Raw genomic sequence first — 17100 nt, forward strand, 5'->3', positions numbered from 1 at the left:
CTGCGGGTTTGTTTGCCATTTCGCCAGCGTCATAAACTCCGGCAGAAACAAAAAAGGCGACCCCTGGGGGTCGCCTTTTGTCTTATCCGATAGACCACCATCCGCGCCGCTTGGGCTTGGGTGGGGCGGATGGTTCTGGCTCTGCAACCACTTCCACTTCCGCAGGCGCTGCGGGTTCCGGCGCGGCTTCTGCTGCAGGCGTTTCAGTGACCTCTGGCAGGGCCGTCACGTCCGGCGCGGCAACAGTCTCGGCAACAGGCTCCTGCTCAGCAGGCTCCGCTGCAGGGGGGTCTTCAACGGAAACCTCTGCGGCGGCGGCTTCATCCACCTCCGGCGCGGTTGCTTCGGCTGGTTGAGGCTCAGTTGCTGCTTTTGCAACAACGTCCTCTGCCGGAGCTTCTGACGCCGCAGTCTCAGAAACCGCAGGTTCAGAGACCTCAGGTTCAGAGACCGCGTCTTCTGTTACAGTACCCTCAGCCGGAGCCGCCTTTTCAGATGCGGGGGCCGCTACGGCCTCAGCCTCGTTTTTGCTGCTTGTTTCGGCTTCGCTCACAGGTGTGGTTTCTGCCGCAACGCTGGCAGTGTCCCCAGCCTCTGCCGCAGGGGCCTCTGCACTCTGCGTCGCCTCAGCTGTGGTCTCTTCGCTTTTCTTGCTGCGCGAGCGTCCACCACGGGTACGGGTCCGGGTGCGGGTTGGTTTTTTCTCTTCAGACTCGGCCTCTTCACCTGCCTCGGAGTCGGGTTTGGTTTCCCCTTCAGATCCAGCTTCAGAGCTGTCGCCAGCTTCGGTCCCGTTGCTGTCACTGTCGTAGTTTTCACCGCCATTGCCGGACTTGCGACGCCGACGCCGACGCCGTTTGCGCTTGGGCTTGTCCTCGCCACTGGTCTCGGTCTCTTCAGATTCAGTGACCGCCTCCCGAGGCTGTTCTTCCTCTGCGACCTCGGCATCCGCCTCGGCCTCAGCCTCATCAGCGTCGATCTGCGCCATAAGGGAGGTGTCCGCCGACACAACGGGCGCTTCAGGAACAGTCACCACGCGGGTGGCCGTTTTGAATTTCTCCAGCGTGAAATCAGGGCTGACCAGATGCGCATCCCCTTCGATGCGGACCGACATGCCGTAGCGGGCTTCGATCTGCGCGATATGTTCACGCTTCTGGTTCATCAGATAGTTGGCGATATCAATCGGGCAACGTACCAGAACCTCGCGCGAGCGGCGGCGCGTGCCTTCTTCCTCGATCTGGCGCAGGATCGACAGCGCCATGCTATCGTCGGAGCGGATCAGGCCGGTGCCGTGGCAATGTGGGCACGGCGCGGTTGTGGCCTCGATCATGCCGGGACGCAGACGCTGACGCGACATTTCCATCAGGCCAAAGCCCGAAATACGCCCAACCTGAATGCGGGCGCGATCCGTCTTCAGCTTGTCCTTCATGCGATTTTCAACGGCGGCGTTGTTCTTACGCTCATCCATGTCGATGAAGTCGATGACAATCAGACCGGCGAGATCACGCAGGCGCAGTTGGCGGGCCACCTCTTCGGCGGCCTCCAGGTTGGTGTTGAGCGCGGTTTCCTCGATCGAGGACTGTTTTGTCGCCCGACCAGAGTTCACGTCAACTGCCACCAAAGCCTCGGTGGTGTCGATCACGATATAGCCGCCCGATTTCAGCTGCACCGTGGGGTTGAACATACCACCAAGATAGCTTTCGACCTGGAACCGCGCAAAAAGCGGCAGGGTTTCCTGATAGTTTTTTACGTTCTTGGCGTGGGACGGCATGATCATTTTCATGAAGTCCTTGGCGATGCGATAGCCGCGCTCGCCCTCAACCAGCACCTCGTCAATCTCACGATTATAGAGATCGCGGATCGACCGTTTGATCAGGTCGCCCTCTTCGTAAATCTTGGCGGGGGCGATGCTTTTCAGCGTCAGCTCGCGGATCTGTTCCCAGAGCCGCTGCAGATATTCATAGTCGCGCTTGATTTCTGCCTTGGTGCGCTTGGCACCGGCTGTGCGCACAATAAGGCCCGCACCCGATGGCACGTCGATTTCGGTGGCGATGTCTTTCAGTTTTTTGCGGTCAACGGCATTGGTGATCTTGCGGCTGATACCGCCACCGCGCGCGGTATTGGGCATCAAGACGCAGTAGCGCCCTGCCAGCGACAGATAGGTTGTGAGAGCAGCACCCTTGTTGCCGCGCTCTTCTTTGACAACCTGGACCAGCAGGATTTGACGGACCTTGATGACTTCTTGAATTTTATAACGACGTGGACGCGGCTTGCGGGCCGGGCGAATGTCTTCGCTGTCGTCTTCGTCGGCAACCGATTCAATGCTTTCGTCTTTGGAGCTGGCATCGGCACGGGCTTCGGCCTGCGCTCCGTTTTCGCCGGTCTCGTCGCTTGCCTCTTTGTCAGTGTCAGCCTCGGCGGTGGCCTCTGCTGTGGGTTCAGCAGCGGCTTGCGCAGCTGCGCCCTGTTCAGTTGCCTCTTGTTCTGGCGCCTCGGCTGTGGCGGTTTCGCCCGCAGCGTCTTGGCTGGCCTCTTCCGGGCTGGAGGGCTCTTCTACGGGTGTGTCAGCGACCCGTTCCATCGGCGATGAGCCTTCGGGAACTTCGGCCAGCTTGGCCTCATCGCGCGCCATTTCCTCCACCAGATCGATGGTTTCCATACCGGCGATTTCCACAACTGCGGGAGTGTCGGCACCGGCTTCAGCGGCAGATGTAGCTGGAGCAACCTCTTTGGTTTCAACCGCGTCCCCAGAGGAGACCTTGGCGGCCTTGGGCCGGGAGCTTTTGCGGCTCCGAGAGCGCGACCGTGACGGCTTGGCCTCGTCGTCCTCTTCACGGGCACGCTGTGCTTCCGCATAGGCGCGCTCTTCTTCCATCAGGGCTTCGCGGTCAGCAACCGGGATCTGATAATAGTCTGGGTGGATTTCCGAAAAGGCCAGAAAGCCATGACGGTTGCCGCCATATTCCACAAAGGCGGCCTGTAGCGAAGGCTCGACCCGTGTGACTTTTGCCAGATAAATATTGCCAGCTAGCTGGCGTTTGTTCTCGGATTCAAAGTCGAACTCCTCAACCTTGTTTCCGTCGACCACCACAACGCGAGTTTCTTCCGCGTGGGTGGCATCGATAAGCATCTTCTTTGCCATGTTTCCTTGGTGCACCAGCCCTGCGCAGACGCAAGCCTCCCCTTATCAGGAGGCCGCGCATGTATCGGGGGGTGTCTTGTCAGGGCGATCTGGGACGGCGCACTACAGGAGATGGCCCTGGAACTTATGTCCGGTCCTCGTGCCTGTATGCTCTTCGCTCGCGCGCGCGTCATCGCGTTTCTTCTCCGACAGGTCGGGAGGACCCGTTGCCTGCCTTGTTATTCCTCTTTGATTGATCAAAGAGGCGCTTAGCTGCTCCGTATGAATTCGGAGCCAATCGGTCTATCTCGCCTTTTCGGTTCATTCCGATGTCGGGTTGTTCCGATGTCGGATCACGCCAGTCAAAAGTGCGAGACAGCGAATCTCAAAATGGTGGGTCAATCGTTAGACCTCAGTCCATACCTTCACCATAAGACCAGCGCCGCGGCAATGACAATGGACATTCGTCATTGCAGGCTGGCTGATGGGGCAACAATGCAGGTAAAAAGCAAAATGATGAATGTTTAATTAAAAAATTAGGCGCCTCAGAGGCCAAACGGCTCCATCCCCAGGCCAAATCACTGGCGTTACACCAAAAAGCAAACTTACCCACAGGACACCCCGTGCCCCGTGGGCAAAAGTGCCTTATCCCAGATAGTCAGAGCGCTGCAGCGCGTATTTTGCCATCTTTTCGTTCAGCGTACGGCGCGGCAGGCAGAGTTCTTCCATCACGCTGGCAATGGATCCCTTGTGGCGGCGCATGGTGTTATCAATCAACATGCGCTCAAAGGCTTCGACATATTCCTTCAACGGCTTGCCTTCGGTGGTCATCACCGGCTGCATCTCTTCGTGATCGGACATCAACAAAGAGGCAATGGTGCCAGACCCGCGCCGCGCCTGCAGCACGGCACGCTCAGCCACATTGATCAGCTGACGCACGTTGCCCGGCCAGGGCGCCTGCAACAGTTGCGCAGCCTCCTGGGCCGAGACCTGCGGCGCGTCACAGCCGTATTCTTCGGCAAATTGTTCGCACAACCGGGTAAAGAGCGTCAGGATGTCCTCACCGCGCTGGCGCAGCGGTGGCACCATGATGCGCAGGGCGGCAAGGCGATAAAACAGATCCGGGCGCAGGGCATCTTCGCAGGTTTTACCCGCTTCCTGCAGGTTCGAGATCGCGATGATCCGCGTCTCCCCCGGCATGCCCTGCTCGTTGATGGCGCTCAAAAGCTTGGCCTGCAAGGTCTCGCTCAGCGCCTCGATCCCTTCGAGAACCAGCGTGCCGCCCCGTGCATCTTCCAGCGCGGGCAACAGGCTGTCTTCTGGCTGCATCGGGCCAAACAGGCGTTTGGACAAGGCCTCTTCTTCCAGCGCGGCGCAGGAGATCAGCACAAATTTCTTTCCCGCACGACTGCCAACCGCATGCAACGCATGGGCGACAAGCGTCTTGCCAGTACCGGTTTCGCCGTCAATCAGCACGTGGCCGTCGGCCTGGCCCAGATCCAGGATATCCTCGCGCAGGCGCTCCATGACCGGGCTCATGCCGATGAGTTTCTTCATGATCTGACCGCCGTCGGACAGCTCCCGACGCAGGGCCCGGTTGTCCAGGGTCAGGCGGCGCGCACCGGTGGCACGCTTGGCCAGCTCTGACATGCGATCGGGATTGAACGGTTTCTCCAGGAAATCAAACGCCCCGACCCGCATTGCTTCAACCGCCATGGGCACATCCCCATGACCGGTGATCATGATGACCGGCAAGCCGCTGTCGTTGCCCATCAGTTTTTTCAGGAACTGCATCCCATCCATACCGGGCATCTTGATATCCGATATGACAATGCCGGGGTAATCCGCACCCAGCTCCTTTAGCGCCTCTTCGGCGCTGGCAAAGGTCTCGGTGTCATACCCCGAAAGCGCCAACCACTGGCTGATTGACTGGCGCATATCCTGCTCATCATCCACGATCGCAATTTTCATGGCCTGTGCCATAGGACACCCCTTCTTTGTTTTTTCACGGGCCGCTATTCCGCGGCCTCGATGCCGTCCACAAGGATCGGCAATTGCATCTCAAATACGGCGCCGCATTTTTGTCCGTTGCGCGCGGCGAGCCGTCCCCCTAGGTCGTTTACGATCCCAGAGGAGATGGCAAGCCCCAGCCCAACCCCGTCACCGGCCTGTTTGGTGGTGTAGAACGGATCAAACAGGCTACCAAAATCCTCAATCCCCACACCATTGTCACGCACCGACAAGGTCGCGGTCTCGCCCGCAGCCAACAGGATTTCAACCTCCGGCTCCTCTACTGATTTGGTGGCATCCAGGGCATTGCGCAAGAGGTTGACCATCACCTGTTCCAACCGCATCCGATCCGCCATGACAAAAACCGGATCATCGGGCAGAATACGGGTGATCTTGACGTGCCGTTGCCGCAGCTGCGGTTCCATCATCGACAGGCTGGAGGCCAGCGCATCGCCAAGGTTTACAGGGCTGAACGCATCGCCACCCTTGCGGGCATAGGATTTCAGCTGCCGGGTAATTGCCCCCATGCGCTCGATCAGATCATCAATGCGGCCAAAGGAGGCCAGCGCCTCTTCCGGTCGGTTGCGATTGAGCAAAAGCCGCGCGCCGGCGAGATAGGTTTTCATTGCCGCCAGAGGCTGGTTCAGCTCATGGCTGACGGCCGCAGACATCTCGCCCAGAGCCGCCAGTTTGGAACTCTGCGCCAGGCTTTGCTCTGCCACGGCGAGGGTCTTTTGCATCCGCTCACGCTCGGCAATTTCCCGCTGCAAGCGCGCATTCAATACGCGAAGCTCCGCCGACTCGCGCTGGAACAGCGCCATCCTGATCGCCGTCTTCCGGCTCAGCGCATAAAAGGCCAGCGCCAGCAGGATGGCGAATCCCATGATCTCGAGCGCCAGCACGGCGTTTACCTTTTCGCGGATCGAGGCAAAGGTGGTGAAAGAAGTCATCCGCCAGCCCTGAAACGGCACCCGGTTTTCCAGCCGCATCACCGCTTCACCCTGCAAATAGGCATCCGGTGGCAGGGTGCTCCAGTCCGCCGTTGCCCGGATGGCGCGCTGGATGGCACTTTCGGGCGTTTGCAGGACCAGCGCCTCATGTTCTTTCAGGCCCCGCCAGCGTGCCTCGGTGGCGAGCACAATATTGCCCCGGCTGTCGGTGACCATCACCGCATCCGAAACCCCGGCCCAGGCCCGCTCAAACTTGCGCAGGTCGACCTCGATGACGATGACCCCCAGCAGCCCCGAGGTATCGACCATGCGGCGCGAATAGGTAAAACGGTAGCCGCCCACCTCGCGTTTGATCACCGAAAACACTGTGGATCTGGCGCGGGCCGCATCAACAAAATAGGCCTCATTACGATGATTTTCGCCCAGGCGATTGCGATTGGTCGCCGCAACCGTGCGCCCATCGTTGGCCATCAGCATGATCGAATTTGCGCCGATCTCATCAATGAAGGACAACAACCGCTGCGTCGACAGCGAGAAATCCTGGCTTTGCAATGCCGAAATCAGCGTCTGATCGCGCGCCAGAAGCTGCGGCACAATAGCATGGCGGCGCAGCTCGCTGACCAGGTTACCAGAATACAGCGCCAGCCGCAGCTCGCCGCGATTGCGGGTGCTATTGGTAAAGCGATGGGTCAATTGCTGGTTTGTCACCCAGACGGTAACAGCCGCAACGCCCATGAACAGCAAAAGCGCCAGACGCGCGCCCCAGGGAATGGTGCGCGACCCGGTTTCACGTGCTGGAATGTGTTTGGAACTCTGCGGCGCATTCATAGGGCAATCCTATTCCTGACGCCGCAGGAGCTCAAGTCACGCAGCCGCGACGATACCAGCCAATGCGCGAAAGACTGCCGTTCCATCGGTGCCACCGTGACCCTCGTCAGCGGCGCGTTCCGGGTGGGGCATCATGCCGAGCACACGACGGTTTTCCGACAGGATACCGGCAATATCATCCACCGACCCATTGGGGTTCTGCGCATAGGTAAAGGCGATGCGGTCCTGATCCTTCAGCGCCGCAAGGGTTTCGGCATCGGCAAAGTAGTTGCCATCGTGATGTGCAATCGGAATGCCAATCACATCGCCCTTGGCATAGCCTTGGGTAAAGACACTCTGCTCGGTCGCCACCTGCAAATCCACGGTGCGGCAGATGTATTTCAACCCGGCATTGCGCAGCAGTGCCCCCGGCAATACGCCGGTCTCAGTAAGGATCTGGAAGCCGTTGCAAACCCCCATGGCATAACCACCACGGTTGGCATGTTCGACAACCGCCTGACAGATGGGCGACTGGGCCGCGATGGCGCCACAGCGCAGGTAATCCCCATAGGAAAACCCACCGGGAACACCCACGATATCAACACCCTCGGGCAGCACGCTATCCTTGTGCCAGACCATGGAGACATCAAAACCGGCCTGTTCAAAGGCAACCGCAAGATCGCGGTCGCAATTGGATCCGGGAAATACGACGACGGCTGCTTTCATCACTTCATCTCGATGCTGTAGGATTCGATCACAGTATTGGCGAGCAGCTTTTCGCACATCTCGGTGACATCAGCCTCGGTGGCGCCTGCGGTGAGATCAAGATCAATCACCTTGCCCTGCCGTACGCCTTCGACCTTGTCAAAGCCCAGAGCCCCAAGCGCGTGGCGCACGGCCTCACCCTGTGGATCCAGAACCCCGTTCTTCAGCATAACATGCACCCGTGCCTTCATCGTGTCGTTCCTCAGCTTCGATGGGAGCCGACCCCTGGTCGCGCCCTTTGCAGAAAAGTAGAACCCACCCCCGACCTATTGGCGGGAGTGGGGAAATGTGCCTCACCAGATCAGTTCACCAGCGTTGGCTTGCTAGGGGCTGGCGGGTTGTTCGGCATCACCCCCAGGCGACGCGCCACTTCGCTATAGGCATCCGTCAGGCTGCCCAGATCGCGCCGGAACACGTCTTTGTCCAGCTTCTGGCCGGTCTCGATATCCCACAGGCGGCAGCTGTCGGGGCTGATCTCATCGGCCACCACCAGGCGCTGGAAATCACCGTCATAGACGCGGCCAATCTCGATTTTGAAATCCACCAGACGAATACCCACGGCCAGCATCACCCCGGACATAAAGTCATTCACCCGCAGTGCCAGGCTGAGAATATCATCCATGTCCTGCTGACTGGCCCAGCCAAAGGCCGCGATATGCTCTTCGGTCACCAGAGGATCACCCAGGGCATCGTCCTTGTAGCAATATTCCACAATGGGACGCGGCAGTTGTGTGCCTTCGTCAATGCCCAGTCGTTTGGACATCGAACCCGCCGCATAGTTGCGCACGATCACTTCCAGCGGAATGATCTCGCAGGAGCGCACCAGCTGTTCGCGCATGTTCAACCGTTTCAGGAAATGCGTTGGCACACCAATCTGGCCCAACCCCTTCATGAAGTATTCGCTCAGCAGGTTGTTGAGCACACCCTTGCCTTCGATCACGTCTTTCTTTTCGGCGTTGAAAGCAGTGGCATCATCCTTGAAATACTGCACGATGGTGCCCGGTTCCGGACCTTCATACAGTGTTTTGGCTTTGCCTTCGTAGATCTTCTTGCGACGTGCCATGAGGAGCCTTTCGAGGTAAAGGCCAGGAATCCCGGCCCGGTTTCTTGCCGTTCTCATAGGGCAAGGGGTGAAATGCTGCAAGTATACTGGCGCGCCCCAGACAAATAGAACTGGTTTTGGAGAGATTGTCGCAGACAATCGCGCCACAACGGCCTGATCCGCGCCGCATTCCGCCGATGCATGCCCTCCCGGTCTCCCCCAGTCTCTCCCGGTCTCCCCTGCCCCTTCGCAGCTGCCTGCCCCTTTGCAAGCTCCATATGTGCGCCCCCGTAGTCAACCAAGACACACAGGCAACTGAAATCTGACGGGGAAAGCCAGGCCGGTAGAATTTGACCGCTATATTGTCGCTATCTCTGGTCCCGGACCAAATACGCCCCATATTGGATGGGAGACAACGCATCATGGAGGACGACACATGACCACATTTGATGACCGCGTACAGGCCTTTGAGGCAAAATTTGCGCAGGACCTTGAACTTCGGTTTCAAGCCCGGGCGCGCTGCAATAAGCTGCTGGGACTTTGGGCTGCAAAAATCCTGGGCCTGGACGACGAAAAGGCACAAGGCTACGCGACAGAGGTTGTCACCGCCGATCTGGAACACCCCGGTCATGACGACGTGGTGAACAAGATCGCCGCTGACATGGTGGCCCATGAGCAATACCAAATCACCACAGAAGATATCAAAAAGCAGATGGCCGAGTTCCTGGCCCAGGCCAGCAAAGACCTGCTGGGAGCCCGCTGATCCGCAATTGCAGGACCGCTGAACGACGCCTTGCCGCGCCTGCGGGTCATCGCGTTGGCGGCGGCAACTGAGGATCTGATGGCCAGCGCAGCCTGTCCACGACACGCGCAGCAAATGTGGCACCCGAGTTTGCAAATCTATTGTCGCCGGGCAAAGCGCAGTTAACGTCACAAAAACCTGAGCTTGCTAAATTGGCCTTTCTGCCCCTTCCGGGCATCGCAGAAAGACCAAAATGCAGAGCCTCAAACTCCCCTCGGCAGGACAGCCTCTTCACGTCCTCCGCCTGACAGCGCCCTTTGTTATGGCTGGCCTCTGCCTTTGGGCCATTTTCACCCGTATTGAGCTCCCCTCCCTTTCGGATCTTGGCGGGCTGCTTGGCGGATTGCGGCTGTGGCAATGGCTGGCGGCCTGTGGCGCAACCGGAATCAGTTTCTGGGCCCTGGGACGCTATGACTCCGTGGGCCACCGTCACCTGCAAACCGGCCTGGATGGGCCACAGGCGCGTCACGCCGGAATGGCTGCAATCGCCTTTTCGCAATTGGTCGGCTTTGGATTGCTGACCGGGGCTTACGCCCGTTGGCGAATGGTGCCGGGATTGACCGTCATGCAGGCAGCACAGCTGACCGGCCTGGTTGGCGTGACATTCCTGGCAGCATTGGCCGTGATTTGCGGCATTGCCATGGTTCTGTTTCCGGTCTTTGCCTGGTTCAGGCCCATCGGCGCCCTGCTACTCGCCGTCGCCGGTGCCGCCAGTCTCCTCAGCTTTGTGGCGCCCCGGCTGAACATCGGGTCATTGTCGTTGCGCTGGCCCTCCCTGGCGGCCATGGCGGCACTGTCGGTCTGGGCGCTTATTGATGTCATGGCCGCAGGCACCGCGCTTTGGATCCTATTGCCCAGCTCGCTTGATATCTCTTGGACCACCCTGCTGGTGGTCTACGCCATCGCCTTGGGAGCCGCGATTTTGTCCTCTGCCCCCGGCGGCACAGGCCCCTTGGAACTGATGGTCTTTAGCCTTCTTCCCGCCCATGACAGCGCCGGCCTGCTCGCTGCGCTGCTGGCCTTCCGGCTTGTCTACTACGCCCTGCCTGCAGCAATCGCCTGTATGATGATGCTTGCACCCGAGCGGCTCAAAACCATCCGAGCGCCTGTTACCGACCCCGATCTATTGGGCGCGCAGCACCGCTCAGCAGAGACCCTGCCCCACCAACGGCTTCGGGCAGAGACTGGCGTTATTCGTCAAAATGGCGGCCATGTTCAGGCCTTTGGGTTTAACCAACTGGCCTTGCTGGACAGTCCACAGATCTCTGTGGCGCTGTTTGATCCGGTAATTGGCAGCTTCAAAGAGACCCTCACGCCTTTGCAGCGATATGCCCGTCAACGCAATGCCGCGCCCTGCTATTACAAATGTTCAGCCCGCAACGCCCTGGCGGCCCGTCAGGCCGGTTGGACGGTCTTGCGGATCGCCTCCGAAGCCGTTGTCTCACCTATAAGTTTCAGCGAATCCGGATCCAACCATCGCCAATTGCGGCGCAAGCTGCGCCATGCGGAAAAGGCCGGAATCAGCGTCCGCCCGGCACCACCCAACCTGCCACTGGCGCAGATGGCGGCGCTTGATCTGGCCTGGCAAAACCGCCACGGCAATGCCCACGGCACCACCATGGGCCGGTTCGAGGCCAATTACCTGGCAACACAGCGTGTCTTTCTCGCCTGGCAACAAGAGCGTATTATCGGTTTTGTCAGCCTGCATGTTGCCAAAACAGAATGGTGCCTCGACCTCATTCGCATCTGCCCCAATGCCCCCGATGGCACCGGCCATATCCTGCTGCGTGCCGCCATAGCCGCCGCCAAGGAGGACGAGATCCCGCGCTTGTCGCTGGCTGCCGTTCCCGATCATCGCTACGCAGCCCGGATGGATCAAGGCCTGCGCCGGTTCAAAGCCTGCTTTGCGCCAGACTGGCAGCCCAGGTACATGGCTTGCCCCACTTGGGGCGATATGGTGATCGCCGGCTTCGAGCTCTTCCGCCTGATCCACCACCCCGATCCGGTGCAACCCACCAGCCTGACGCAGTTTGATGCGCTGCGCTCCGGCCATGGCGCTGACCATGGCGCTGACCAGGACGCCGAGACAGCAGAGTGGCATCGTCCGAGACCGGTTGCAGGGGGCATGCAGTCAGGATCAGCGCATTCCGCCGCGCGTGCCTCATAATCAAGTTGAAAATTATGCATTTGCGCTCTCCACGTTCACATGACACAGCAGGCGGGACACCTGGCGACCCGTGGTTTCTGAAGTTCACCTGCGACCGATAAAGCAACCAACAGACCAAAGACCTGCCCACATTTGCCTTTCCTTTGACAGGACATACCGATGACCAATTTCTTTGCCGAGTTCCTTGCGGAAAAAGACGTCCTTCTGGCCGATGGCGCCACAGGCACCAACCTCTTTAACATGGGGTTGCAGTCCGGAGATGCCCCCGAGCTGTGGAACACGGATGAGCCCAAAAAGATCATGGCCCTGTATCAAGGCGCAGTGGATGCCGGCAGTGACTTGTTTTTGACCAACAGCTTTGGCGGTACCGCCGCGCGCTTGAAACTGCATGATGCCCAGGGACGGGTGCGTGAGCTCAACCGTACCGCTGCGGAACTGGGTCGCGAAGTTGCCGATAAGGCCAATCGCAAGATCGCCGTTGCCGGCTCGGTTGGCCCCACCGGTGAAATCATGCTGCCCGTGGGTGAGCTGAGCCACGAACTGGCTGTCGAAATGTTCCATGAACAGGCCGAAGCCCTGAAAGAGGGCGGTGTTGACGTGCTCTGGGTGGAGACCATTTCCGCCCCCGAAGAATTTCGCGCCGCCGCCGAGGCCTTTGCGCTGGCAGGTATGCCCTGGTGTGGCACCATGAGCTTTGACACCGCCGGGCGCACCATGATGGGCGTCACCTCTGCGGATCTGGCGCAGCTGGTTGAGGATCTGCCCAATCCACCGCTGGCCTTTGGCGCCAACTGCGGCACCGGCTCATCGGATATCCTGCGCACCGTGCTGGGCTTTGCCGCACAGGGAACCGAACGGCCGATCATTTCCAAAGGCAATGCCGGCATTCCAAAATATGTTGATGGGCACATTCACTATGATGGCACCCCAGAACTGATGGGCGAATATGCCGTTATGGCGCGGGACTCCGGTGCCAAGATCATCGGCGGCTGCTGTGGCACCATGCCAGAACATCTGCGCAGCATGCGCGAGGCCCTGGACACCCGCCCCCGCGGTGAGCGCCCAAGCCTGGAGCAAATTGTCGAGGTGCTTGGCCCCTTCACATCCGCCAGTGATGGCACCGGCGAAGAGGAAAAGGCCGCCAGCGAACGCCGCTCCCGCCGCGGAAGCCGTCGTCGCGGCTAAAGCCCGAAAAAGATACCATTCTTCGTTGCCATCGCTGTTGATGGCAACGATCCCATCCAGCTGGTATGACCTGCCGGATCAGGTGCCATCACAGAGCTGCGCGCGCCATCAAACATCAGCTGCTGATCTTGGTGGCCTTGACGGCGTTGGATAGGGTTCTGCCAAGCCAGTCAACGCGCTTTTCCTCCCTCCAGCGCCCCCACATACCCCCTCCAGCCAACTTAATCCGTTGCGATTGACAAAGATCATCTCGCCCAGAGCCTAGCCAGCATCGCCCGGGACTTGCCGTGACACTACGCAAAGCATGGGACAAGGCGCGCCATTCGCGCATTGCCAAACCCCAAAAGGTCAGACATGTTAGCCGCTCATTTTCCAGCCGTGAAGCACGCGGCGCGGCGCAATTCAATGAATCCTCAGCCTGGATAAACGGCTTTTGTCATGAACAGCTGTTCACAGGCAGTCAAATCAGGCGAGGACAGCTGAATCAAACGTCGCCTTGCGCCTGCTACACTTAAACCAAATGATACTCGCGGAACAAACGATGAATTTATTGCTATTGGGCAGCTGCAGGATACACGGCACATTGGGTGGCATAATTGCAGATAGTGCACATGAAGTCCTGAACAAAATTGACCCAAAGTGGTTTATGCACAATGTGAGAGCCGCCGAACAGTCTTTAAGAATAATAATGGGCGAAGAAAAACCACCCCTTCACCTCAAGGAATTAATTTTTGAAACCGACGACACCAGAGACATTAAGTATGTCGCGCCGGATGTTGTTAAAAACGCTGACCTGCTCGTCGTAGAAATGTGTACTTTAAAATCGTTGCGACTAGAGGGATGGGAGATAAACTCACATAGAACTTATCGAGAGGAAAGCAGAACTGGACAAAAAATAGAAGGCGTGGAGGAAAGGTATTTCACAGCACATGAAATAGCAGGCCACATAAGAAAGATAAAGGAAGCCACCTTAAAGCCTGTAATGATTGTCAATCACATTTCCACAACCGGTATTAGCTCAATGGACACTGCGCGGCGCAGGGTCACAGATTTCACTTTGGCTGCTCAGAAAATGGTGGATTTTGAGTTCTTTGACACGGCTTCTGTATTAAATCATGTGCCACTGGAACAAGCGCTTGAGGATCACAGTCATTACCGGGATGAATTTATGCCAGTTATGGGCCACGCGCTGGCCGACCATATCACCAGGTGCTTCTCTTAAAGTCTGGACTTGGGAGGCATCGCCAATGGATGACGATTGCGGGCGAAAAGACCTTTGTGCACCGGCCGTACCGCACTATCTCCCATCGCCAGTCCTTAAACCGGCCAGACATCCATCATCTGGGTCAGTCACAAGTGGGGGGATCGCGGCCATTGCTGCGGCGTGTGCCGGAATGCACGGTTGCCTTGGGCAGCTTGCGCCAGGGGAGGCATTCCCCTGTCGTGCAACACATCTGCAATCCAATCCGCGTCACAGCCGCCGCCCACCAAAAGCGCCGCCAGCACAGCCTACAAAACGTCAAAACAGCCCAAGCTGGTCGCCCGGTTGCGGAGGTCTTTCAAATAAGTCGGCTCGCAGATCAGGCTGGCGCTCCGCAAGTCCCAATCGCCTGCAGGCCATCTTGAACCGTCGCCCGATCATGGCAGCATATTCCCCCTCGCCGCGCATGCGTTGCCCCCAGCGCGGGTCATAATCACGTCCGCCATGCATTTCGCGCAGCCGCGCCATGACCTTGGCAGCGCGACCGGGTTCATGTACTGCCAACCACTCCTGCCAGAGCTCTGACACTTCGCGGGGCAGTCGCAGCATGATCCAGCTCGCGGCATCCGCGCCCGCCGACGCCCCTGCGGCCAGCAAGGCCTCTAGCTCATGGTCCGTCAGTCCCGGCACCACCGGAGAGGCCATCAACCGCACCGGCACGCCCGCCTCGGACAGGCGGTTGATCACCGCCAGCCTGCGCGCCGGCGTCGGCGCGCGTGGTTCCATCCGGCGCGACAAATCCGGGTCCAGCGTGGTGACAGAGATCCCAACCCGCACCAGCCCCTTGACGGCCATTTCCGACAGGATGTCGAGATCCCGCTCAATCAGGCTGCCCTTGGTGACGATGGCAACCGGATGGTTGAAATCCCGCAACACCTCCAGACAGGCCCGCGCCAATCCGTGATCCCGCTCGCAGGGTTGATAGGGATCGGTATTGGTGCCCATGGCCAGGGTCGCCACCTTGTAGCGCGGCTTTGACAGCTCCCGGCGCAGTACCTGCGCCACATTGGGGCGGGCAATCAGCCGGGTTTCAAAATCCAACCCCGGCGACAGGCCAAGGTAGGCGTGACTGGGGCGGGCAAAACAATAAATGCAGCCATGTTCACAGCCCCGGTAGGGATTGACCGAGCGATCAAAAGGCAAATCCGGTGAACGGTTGTATGAAATGGCACTGCGGACCTGTTCGAGGCGAATTTCGGTTGGAATCACCTCACTAGGTTGCTCTTGCTCCCAGCCATCGTCGACGGCGGCGCGCTGCACATCAAAGCGGCTTGACGCATTGCTAAGGCTGGCGCGCGCTTTGCGACGTAGCGCCGGAGAGTGAATCATCTGTTCCATTTGGCGATTATGTCTGCGTTTTTGGAACAAATGAAGAACAAACTCGGAAAATCGAAGATTTCCTTGCGAATTCTTCATTATCAATTTGTATTTTTTGGCCCTATAGGTCGGTCCAGACAACGGCAATGTCGCAATCAATGCAGTCTCGACGCGGCAAAGTGGCCCAATAGTCGTCACAACGATACCACGCCGGGGACTCCCCGCCCACTCAAGGAATAGGCGCATGTCAGAAGAAGAAGATATCATCCTGGCGGATCTGGACGATGAAGAACTTGTCCAACAGATGTTTGATGACCTCTATGATGGGATGAAAGAAGAGATCGAAGAAGGTGTGAACATCCTTCTGTCGCGCGACTGGGAGCCCTATAAGGTGCTGACCGAAGCGCTGGTTGGCGGCATGACCATTGTTGGCGCCGACTTCCGTGATGGCATTCTCTTTGTGCCCGAAGTGCTGCTGGCGGCAAACGCCATGAAGGGCGGCATGGCCATCCTAAAGCCACTGCTGGCCGCAACTGGCGCGCCACGTATGGGCTCGATGGTGATTGGCACCGTCAAAGGCGATATCCACGACATCGGCAAAAACCTGGTGTCCATGATGATGGAAGGCGCCGGTTTCGAGGTGGTCGATCTGGGGATCAACAACCCGGTTGAAAACTACCTGGAAGCGCTCGAAGAGCATAAGCCCGACATCCTGGGCATGTCCGCCCTGCTGACAACCACCATGCCCTACATGAAGGTTGTGATCGACACGATGATCGAACAAGGCAAGCGCGACGATTATGTTGTTCTGGTTGGCGGTGCGCCGTTGAACGAAGAATTTGGCAAGGCGATTGGGGCTGACGGCTACTGCCGTGATGCCGCTGTTGCAGTGGAAATGGCCAAGGACTTTGTTGCGCGCAAGCACAACCAGATGAGCGCCTAACTTGGCACGCAAAGGACGTGCAGCCCGTTTGACTGAACGGGCTGCATTTCGCCCCCCCACGGGGCGAACCCTGGAGGAAAGCTCCCTCACGGAGCGGGGGCTGGCTGCCCCAGAAAAAAAACACGGCCGTATCCTGCTGATCGCCTGCGGCGCCCTGGCGCGCGAGATTCTTGCCATCAAGGACATCAACGGGCTGGATCATATCGACCTCACCTGCCTGCCTGCCAAGCTGCACCTCTACCCAGACCAGATCACCATTGCGGTTGAAGGCGCGGTTTTGAAGCATCGCAGCACCTACGACCAGATCTGTGTCGTCTATGCCGATTGCGGCACTGGTGGAGAGCTAAAGCAAAAATGCGACGAACTGGGCGTCGAGATGGTAGCCGGGCCGCATTGCTATTCCTTCTTTGAGGGCAACGAGCAGTTTGCACAACGTGCCGATGCAGGGGAGATCACCGCGTTTTATCTCACCGATTTTCTGGTGAAACAGTTCGATGCCTTTATCTGGAAACCCATGGGACTGGACAAGAACCCCGAGCTGCGCGAGATGATTTTTGGCAATTACACCAAGCTGGTCTACCAGTCGCAGCTCTCGGACCCAGCCCTGCTGGAAAAGGCGCAAGACTGCGCCGCCCGCATGGGGCTGGAGTTTGAACACCGGCACACAGGGTATGGCGAGTTGCAAGACGCGGTGCTGCACTGGGGCAAGTCCAAAGCCTGAGAGAAGGGA

At 58.7% G+C, this 17100-nt stretch carries 13 protein-coding genes; 6 read left to right on the forward strand and 7 right to left on the reverse strand.

What is annotated here, in order from left to right; translation table 11 throughout:
* Positions 1 to 82: 82 nt before the first annotated feature.
* From ARCT_RS0113570 to purC, 6 genes are all read right to left on the reverse strand, one after another.
* Positions 83 to 3142, reverse strand: coding sequence for an Rne/Rng family ribonuclease (locus ARCT_RS0113570; protein WP_027240570.1), 3060 nt, complete (start codon positions 3140 to 3142; stop codon positions 83 to 85).
* Between the two features lie 624 nt (positions 3143 to 3766).
* On the reverse strand, positions 3767 to 5104 hold the full coding sequence (locus ARCT_RS0113575; protein ID WP_027240571.1) for a sigma-54-dependent transcriptional regulator: 1338 nt from the start codon (positions 5102 to 5104) through the stop codon (positions 3767 to 3769).
* Positions 5105 to 5136: 32 nt separating this feature from the next.
* Positions 5137 to 6909, reverse strand: coding sequence for a sensor histidine kinase (locus ARCT_RS0113580; protein WP_027240572.1), 1773 nt, complete (start codon positions 6907 to 6909; stop codon positions 5137 to 5139).
* Positions 6910 to 6945: 36 nt separating this feature from the next.
* Positions 6946 to 7614, reverse strand: a complete 669-nt coding sequence (purQ, locus tag ARCT_RS0113585; protein ID WP_027240573.1) for a phosphoribosylformylglycinamidine synthase subunit PurQ — start codon at positions 7612 to 7614, stop codon at positions 6946 to 6948.
* Entirely contained in the window at positions 7614 to 7844 is a 231-nt protein-coding gene (gene purS / locus ARCT_RS0113590; protein ID WP_027240574.1) for a phosphoribosylformylglycinamidine synthase subunit PurS, read from the reverse strand. Before purS ends, purQ begins: the two co-directional genes overlap by 1 nt.
* Before the next feature lie 110 nt (positions 7845 to 7954).
* Positions 7955 to 8716, reverse strand: coding sequence for a phosphoribosylaminoimidazolesuccinocarboxamide synthase (gene purC / locus ARCT_RS0113595; protein ID WP_027240575.1), 762 nt, complete (start codon positions 8714 to 8716; stop codon positions 7955 to 7957).
* A gap of 415 nt (positions 8717 to 9131) precedes the next feature.
* On the opposite strand from purC, the gene ARCT_RS0113600 reads away from it, so the two are divergent.
* The 4 genes from ARCT_RS0113600 (at position 9132) to ARCT_RS0113625 (ending at position 14071) form a co-directional block, all read left to right on the forward strand.
* Positions 9132 to 9458, forward strand: a complete 327-nt coding sequence (locus ARCT_RS0113600; protein WP_027240576.1) for a DUF1476 domain-containing protein — start codon at positions 9132 to 9134, stop codon at positions 9456 to 9458.
* A gap of 301 nt (positions 9459 to 9759) precedes the next feature.
* A complete protein-coding gene (locus tag ARCT_RS26050; RefSeq protein ID WP_240476320.1) occupies positions 9760 to 11664 on the forward strand; it encodes a phosphatidylglycerol lysyltransferase domain-containing protein in 1905 nt (634 codons plus the stop codon).
* A 159-nt stretch (positions 11665 to 11823) separates the two neighbouring features.
* Positions 11824 to 12849 (forward strand): betaine--homocysteine S-methyltransferase, encoded by a 1026-nt coding sequence (gene bmt, locus ARCT_RS0113610; RefSeq protein ID WP_027240577.1) that lies wholly within the window; start codon positions 11824 to 11826, stop codon positions 12847 to 12849.
* 541 nt (positions 12850 to 13390) lie between these two features.
* Complete coding sequence (locus tag ARCT_RS0113625; RefSeq protein ID WP_154665355.1) at positions 13391 to 14071, forward strand: hypothetical protein; 681 nt, start codon at positions 13391 to 13393, stop codon at positions 14069 to 14071.
* Positions 14072 to 14368: 297 nt separating this feature from the next.
* On the opposite strand, the gene ARCT_RS0113630 is transcribed toward ARCT_RS0113625, so the two are convergent.
* The gene (locus ARCT_RS0113630; RefSeq protein WP_027240579.1) at positions 14369 to 15448 is read right to left on the reverse strand and encodes a PA0069 family radical SAM protein; all 1080 of its coding nucleotides are present in this window, start codon (positions 15446 to 15448) and stop codon (positions 14369 to 14371) included.
* 223 nt (positions 15449 to 15671) lie between these two features.
* On the opposite strand from ARCT_RS0113630, the gene ARCT_RS0113635 reads away from it, so the two are divergent.
* Together ARCT_RS0113635 and ARCT_RS0113640 are read left to right on the forward strand one after the other, a co-directional pair.
* Positions 15672 to 16370: a corrinoid protein gene (locus tag ARCT_RS0113635; protein WP_027240580.1), complete on the forward strand. Its 699-nt coding sequence runs from the start codon at positions 15672 to 15674 to the stop codon at positions 16368 to 16370.
* Between the two features lies 1 nt (position 16371).
* Positions 16372 to 17091 (forward strand): DUF1638 domain-containing protein, encoded by a 720-nt coding sequence (locus tag ARCT_RS0113640; RefSeq protein ID WP_027240581.1) that lies wholly within the window; start codon positions 16372 to 16374, stop codon positions 17089 to 17091.
* Positions 17092 to 17100: the final 9 nt, after the last annotated feature.

It is taken from the genome of Pseudophaeobacter arcticus DSM 23566 (genome assembly GCF_000473205.1).
Taxonomy (GTDB): domain Bacteria; phylum Pseudomonadota; class Alphaproteobacteria; order Rhodobacterales; family Rhodobacteraceae; genus Pseudophaeobacter; species Pseudophaeobacter arcticus.

What these genes read in the sequence shown, in the direction of transcription:
- ARCT_RS0113635 (WP_027240580.1), top strand. Translation starts at nt 15,672, where the DNA reads ATGTCAGAAGAAGAAGATATCATCCTGGCGGATCTGGACGATGAAGAA.
- ARCT_RS0113580 (WP_027240572.1), bottom strand. Translation starts at nt 6,909, where the DNA reads ATGAATGCGCCGCAGAGTTCCAAACACATTCCAGCACGTGAAACCGGG.
- ARCT_RS0113570 (WP_027240570.1), bottom strand. Translation starts at nt 3,142, where the DNA reads ATGGCAAAGAAGATGCTTATCGATGCCACCCACGCGGAAGAAACTCGC.
- ARCT_RS0113600 (WP_027240576.1), top strand. Translation starts at nt 9,132, where the DNA reads ATGACCACATTTGATGACCGCGTACAGGCCTTTGAGGCAAAATTTGCG.
- ARCT_RS26050 (WP_240476320.1), top strand. Translation starts at nt 9,760, where the DNA reads ATGGCTGGCCTCTGCCTTTGGGCCATTTTCACCCGTATTGAGCTCCCC.
- bmt (WP_027240577.1), top strand. Translation starts at nt 11,824, where the DNA reads ATGACCAATTTCTTTGCCGAGTTCCTTGCGGAAAAAGACGTCCTTCTG.
- purC (WP_027240575.1), bottom strand. Translation starts at nt 8,716, where the DNA reads ATGGCACGTCGCAAGAAGATCTACGAAGGCAAAGCCAAAACACTGTAT.
- purQ (WP_027240573.1), bottom strand. Translation starts at nt 7,614, where the DNA reads ATGAAAGCAGCCGTCGTCGTATTTCCCGGATCCAATTGCGACCGCGAT.
- ARCT_RS0113575 (WP_027240571.1), bottom strand. Translation starts at nt 5,104, where the DNA reads ATGGCACAGGCCATGAAAATTGCGATCGTGGATGATGAGCAGGATATG.
- ARCT_RS0113630 (WP_027240579.1), bottom strand. Translation starts at nt 15,448, where the DNA reads ATGGAACAGATGATTCACTCTCCGGCGCTACGTCGCAAAGCGCGCGCC.
- purS (WP_027240574.1), bottom strand. Translation starts at nt 7,844, where the DNA reads ATGAAGGCACGGGTGCATGTTATGCTGAAGAACGGGGTTCTGGATCCA.
- ARCT_RS0113625 (WP_154665355.1), top strand. Translation starts at nt 13,391, where the DNA reads ATGAATTTATTGCTATTGGGCAGCTGCAGGATACACGGCACATTGGGT.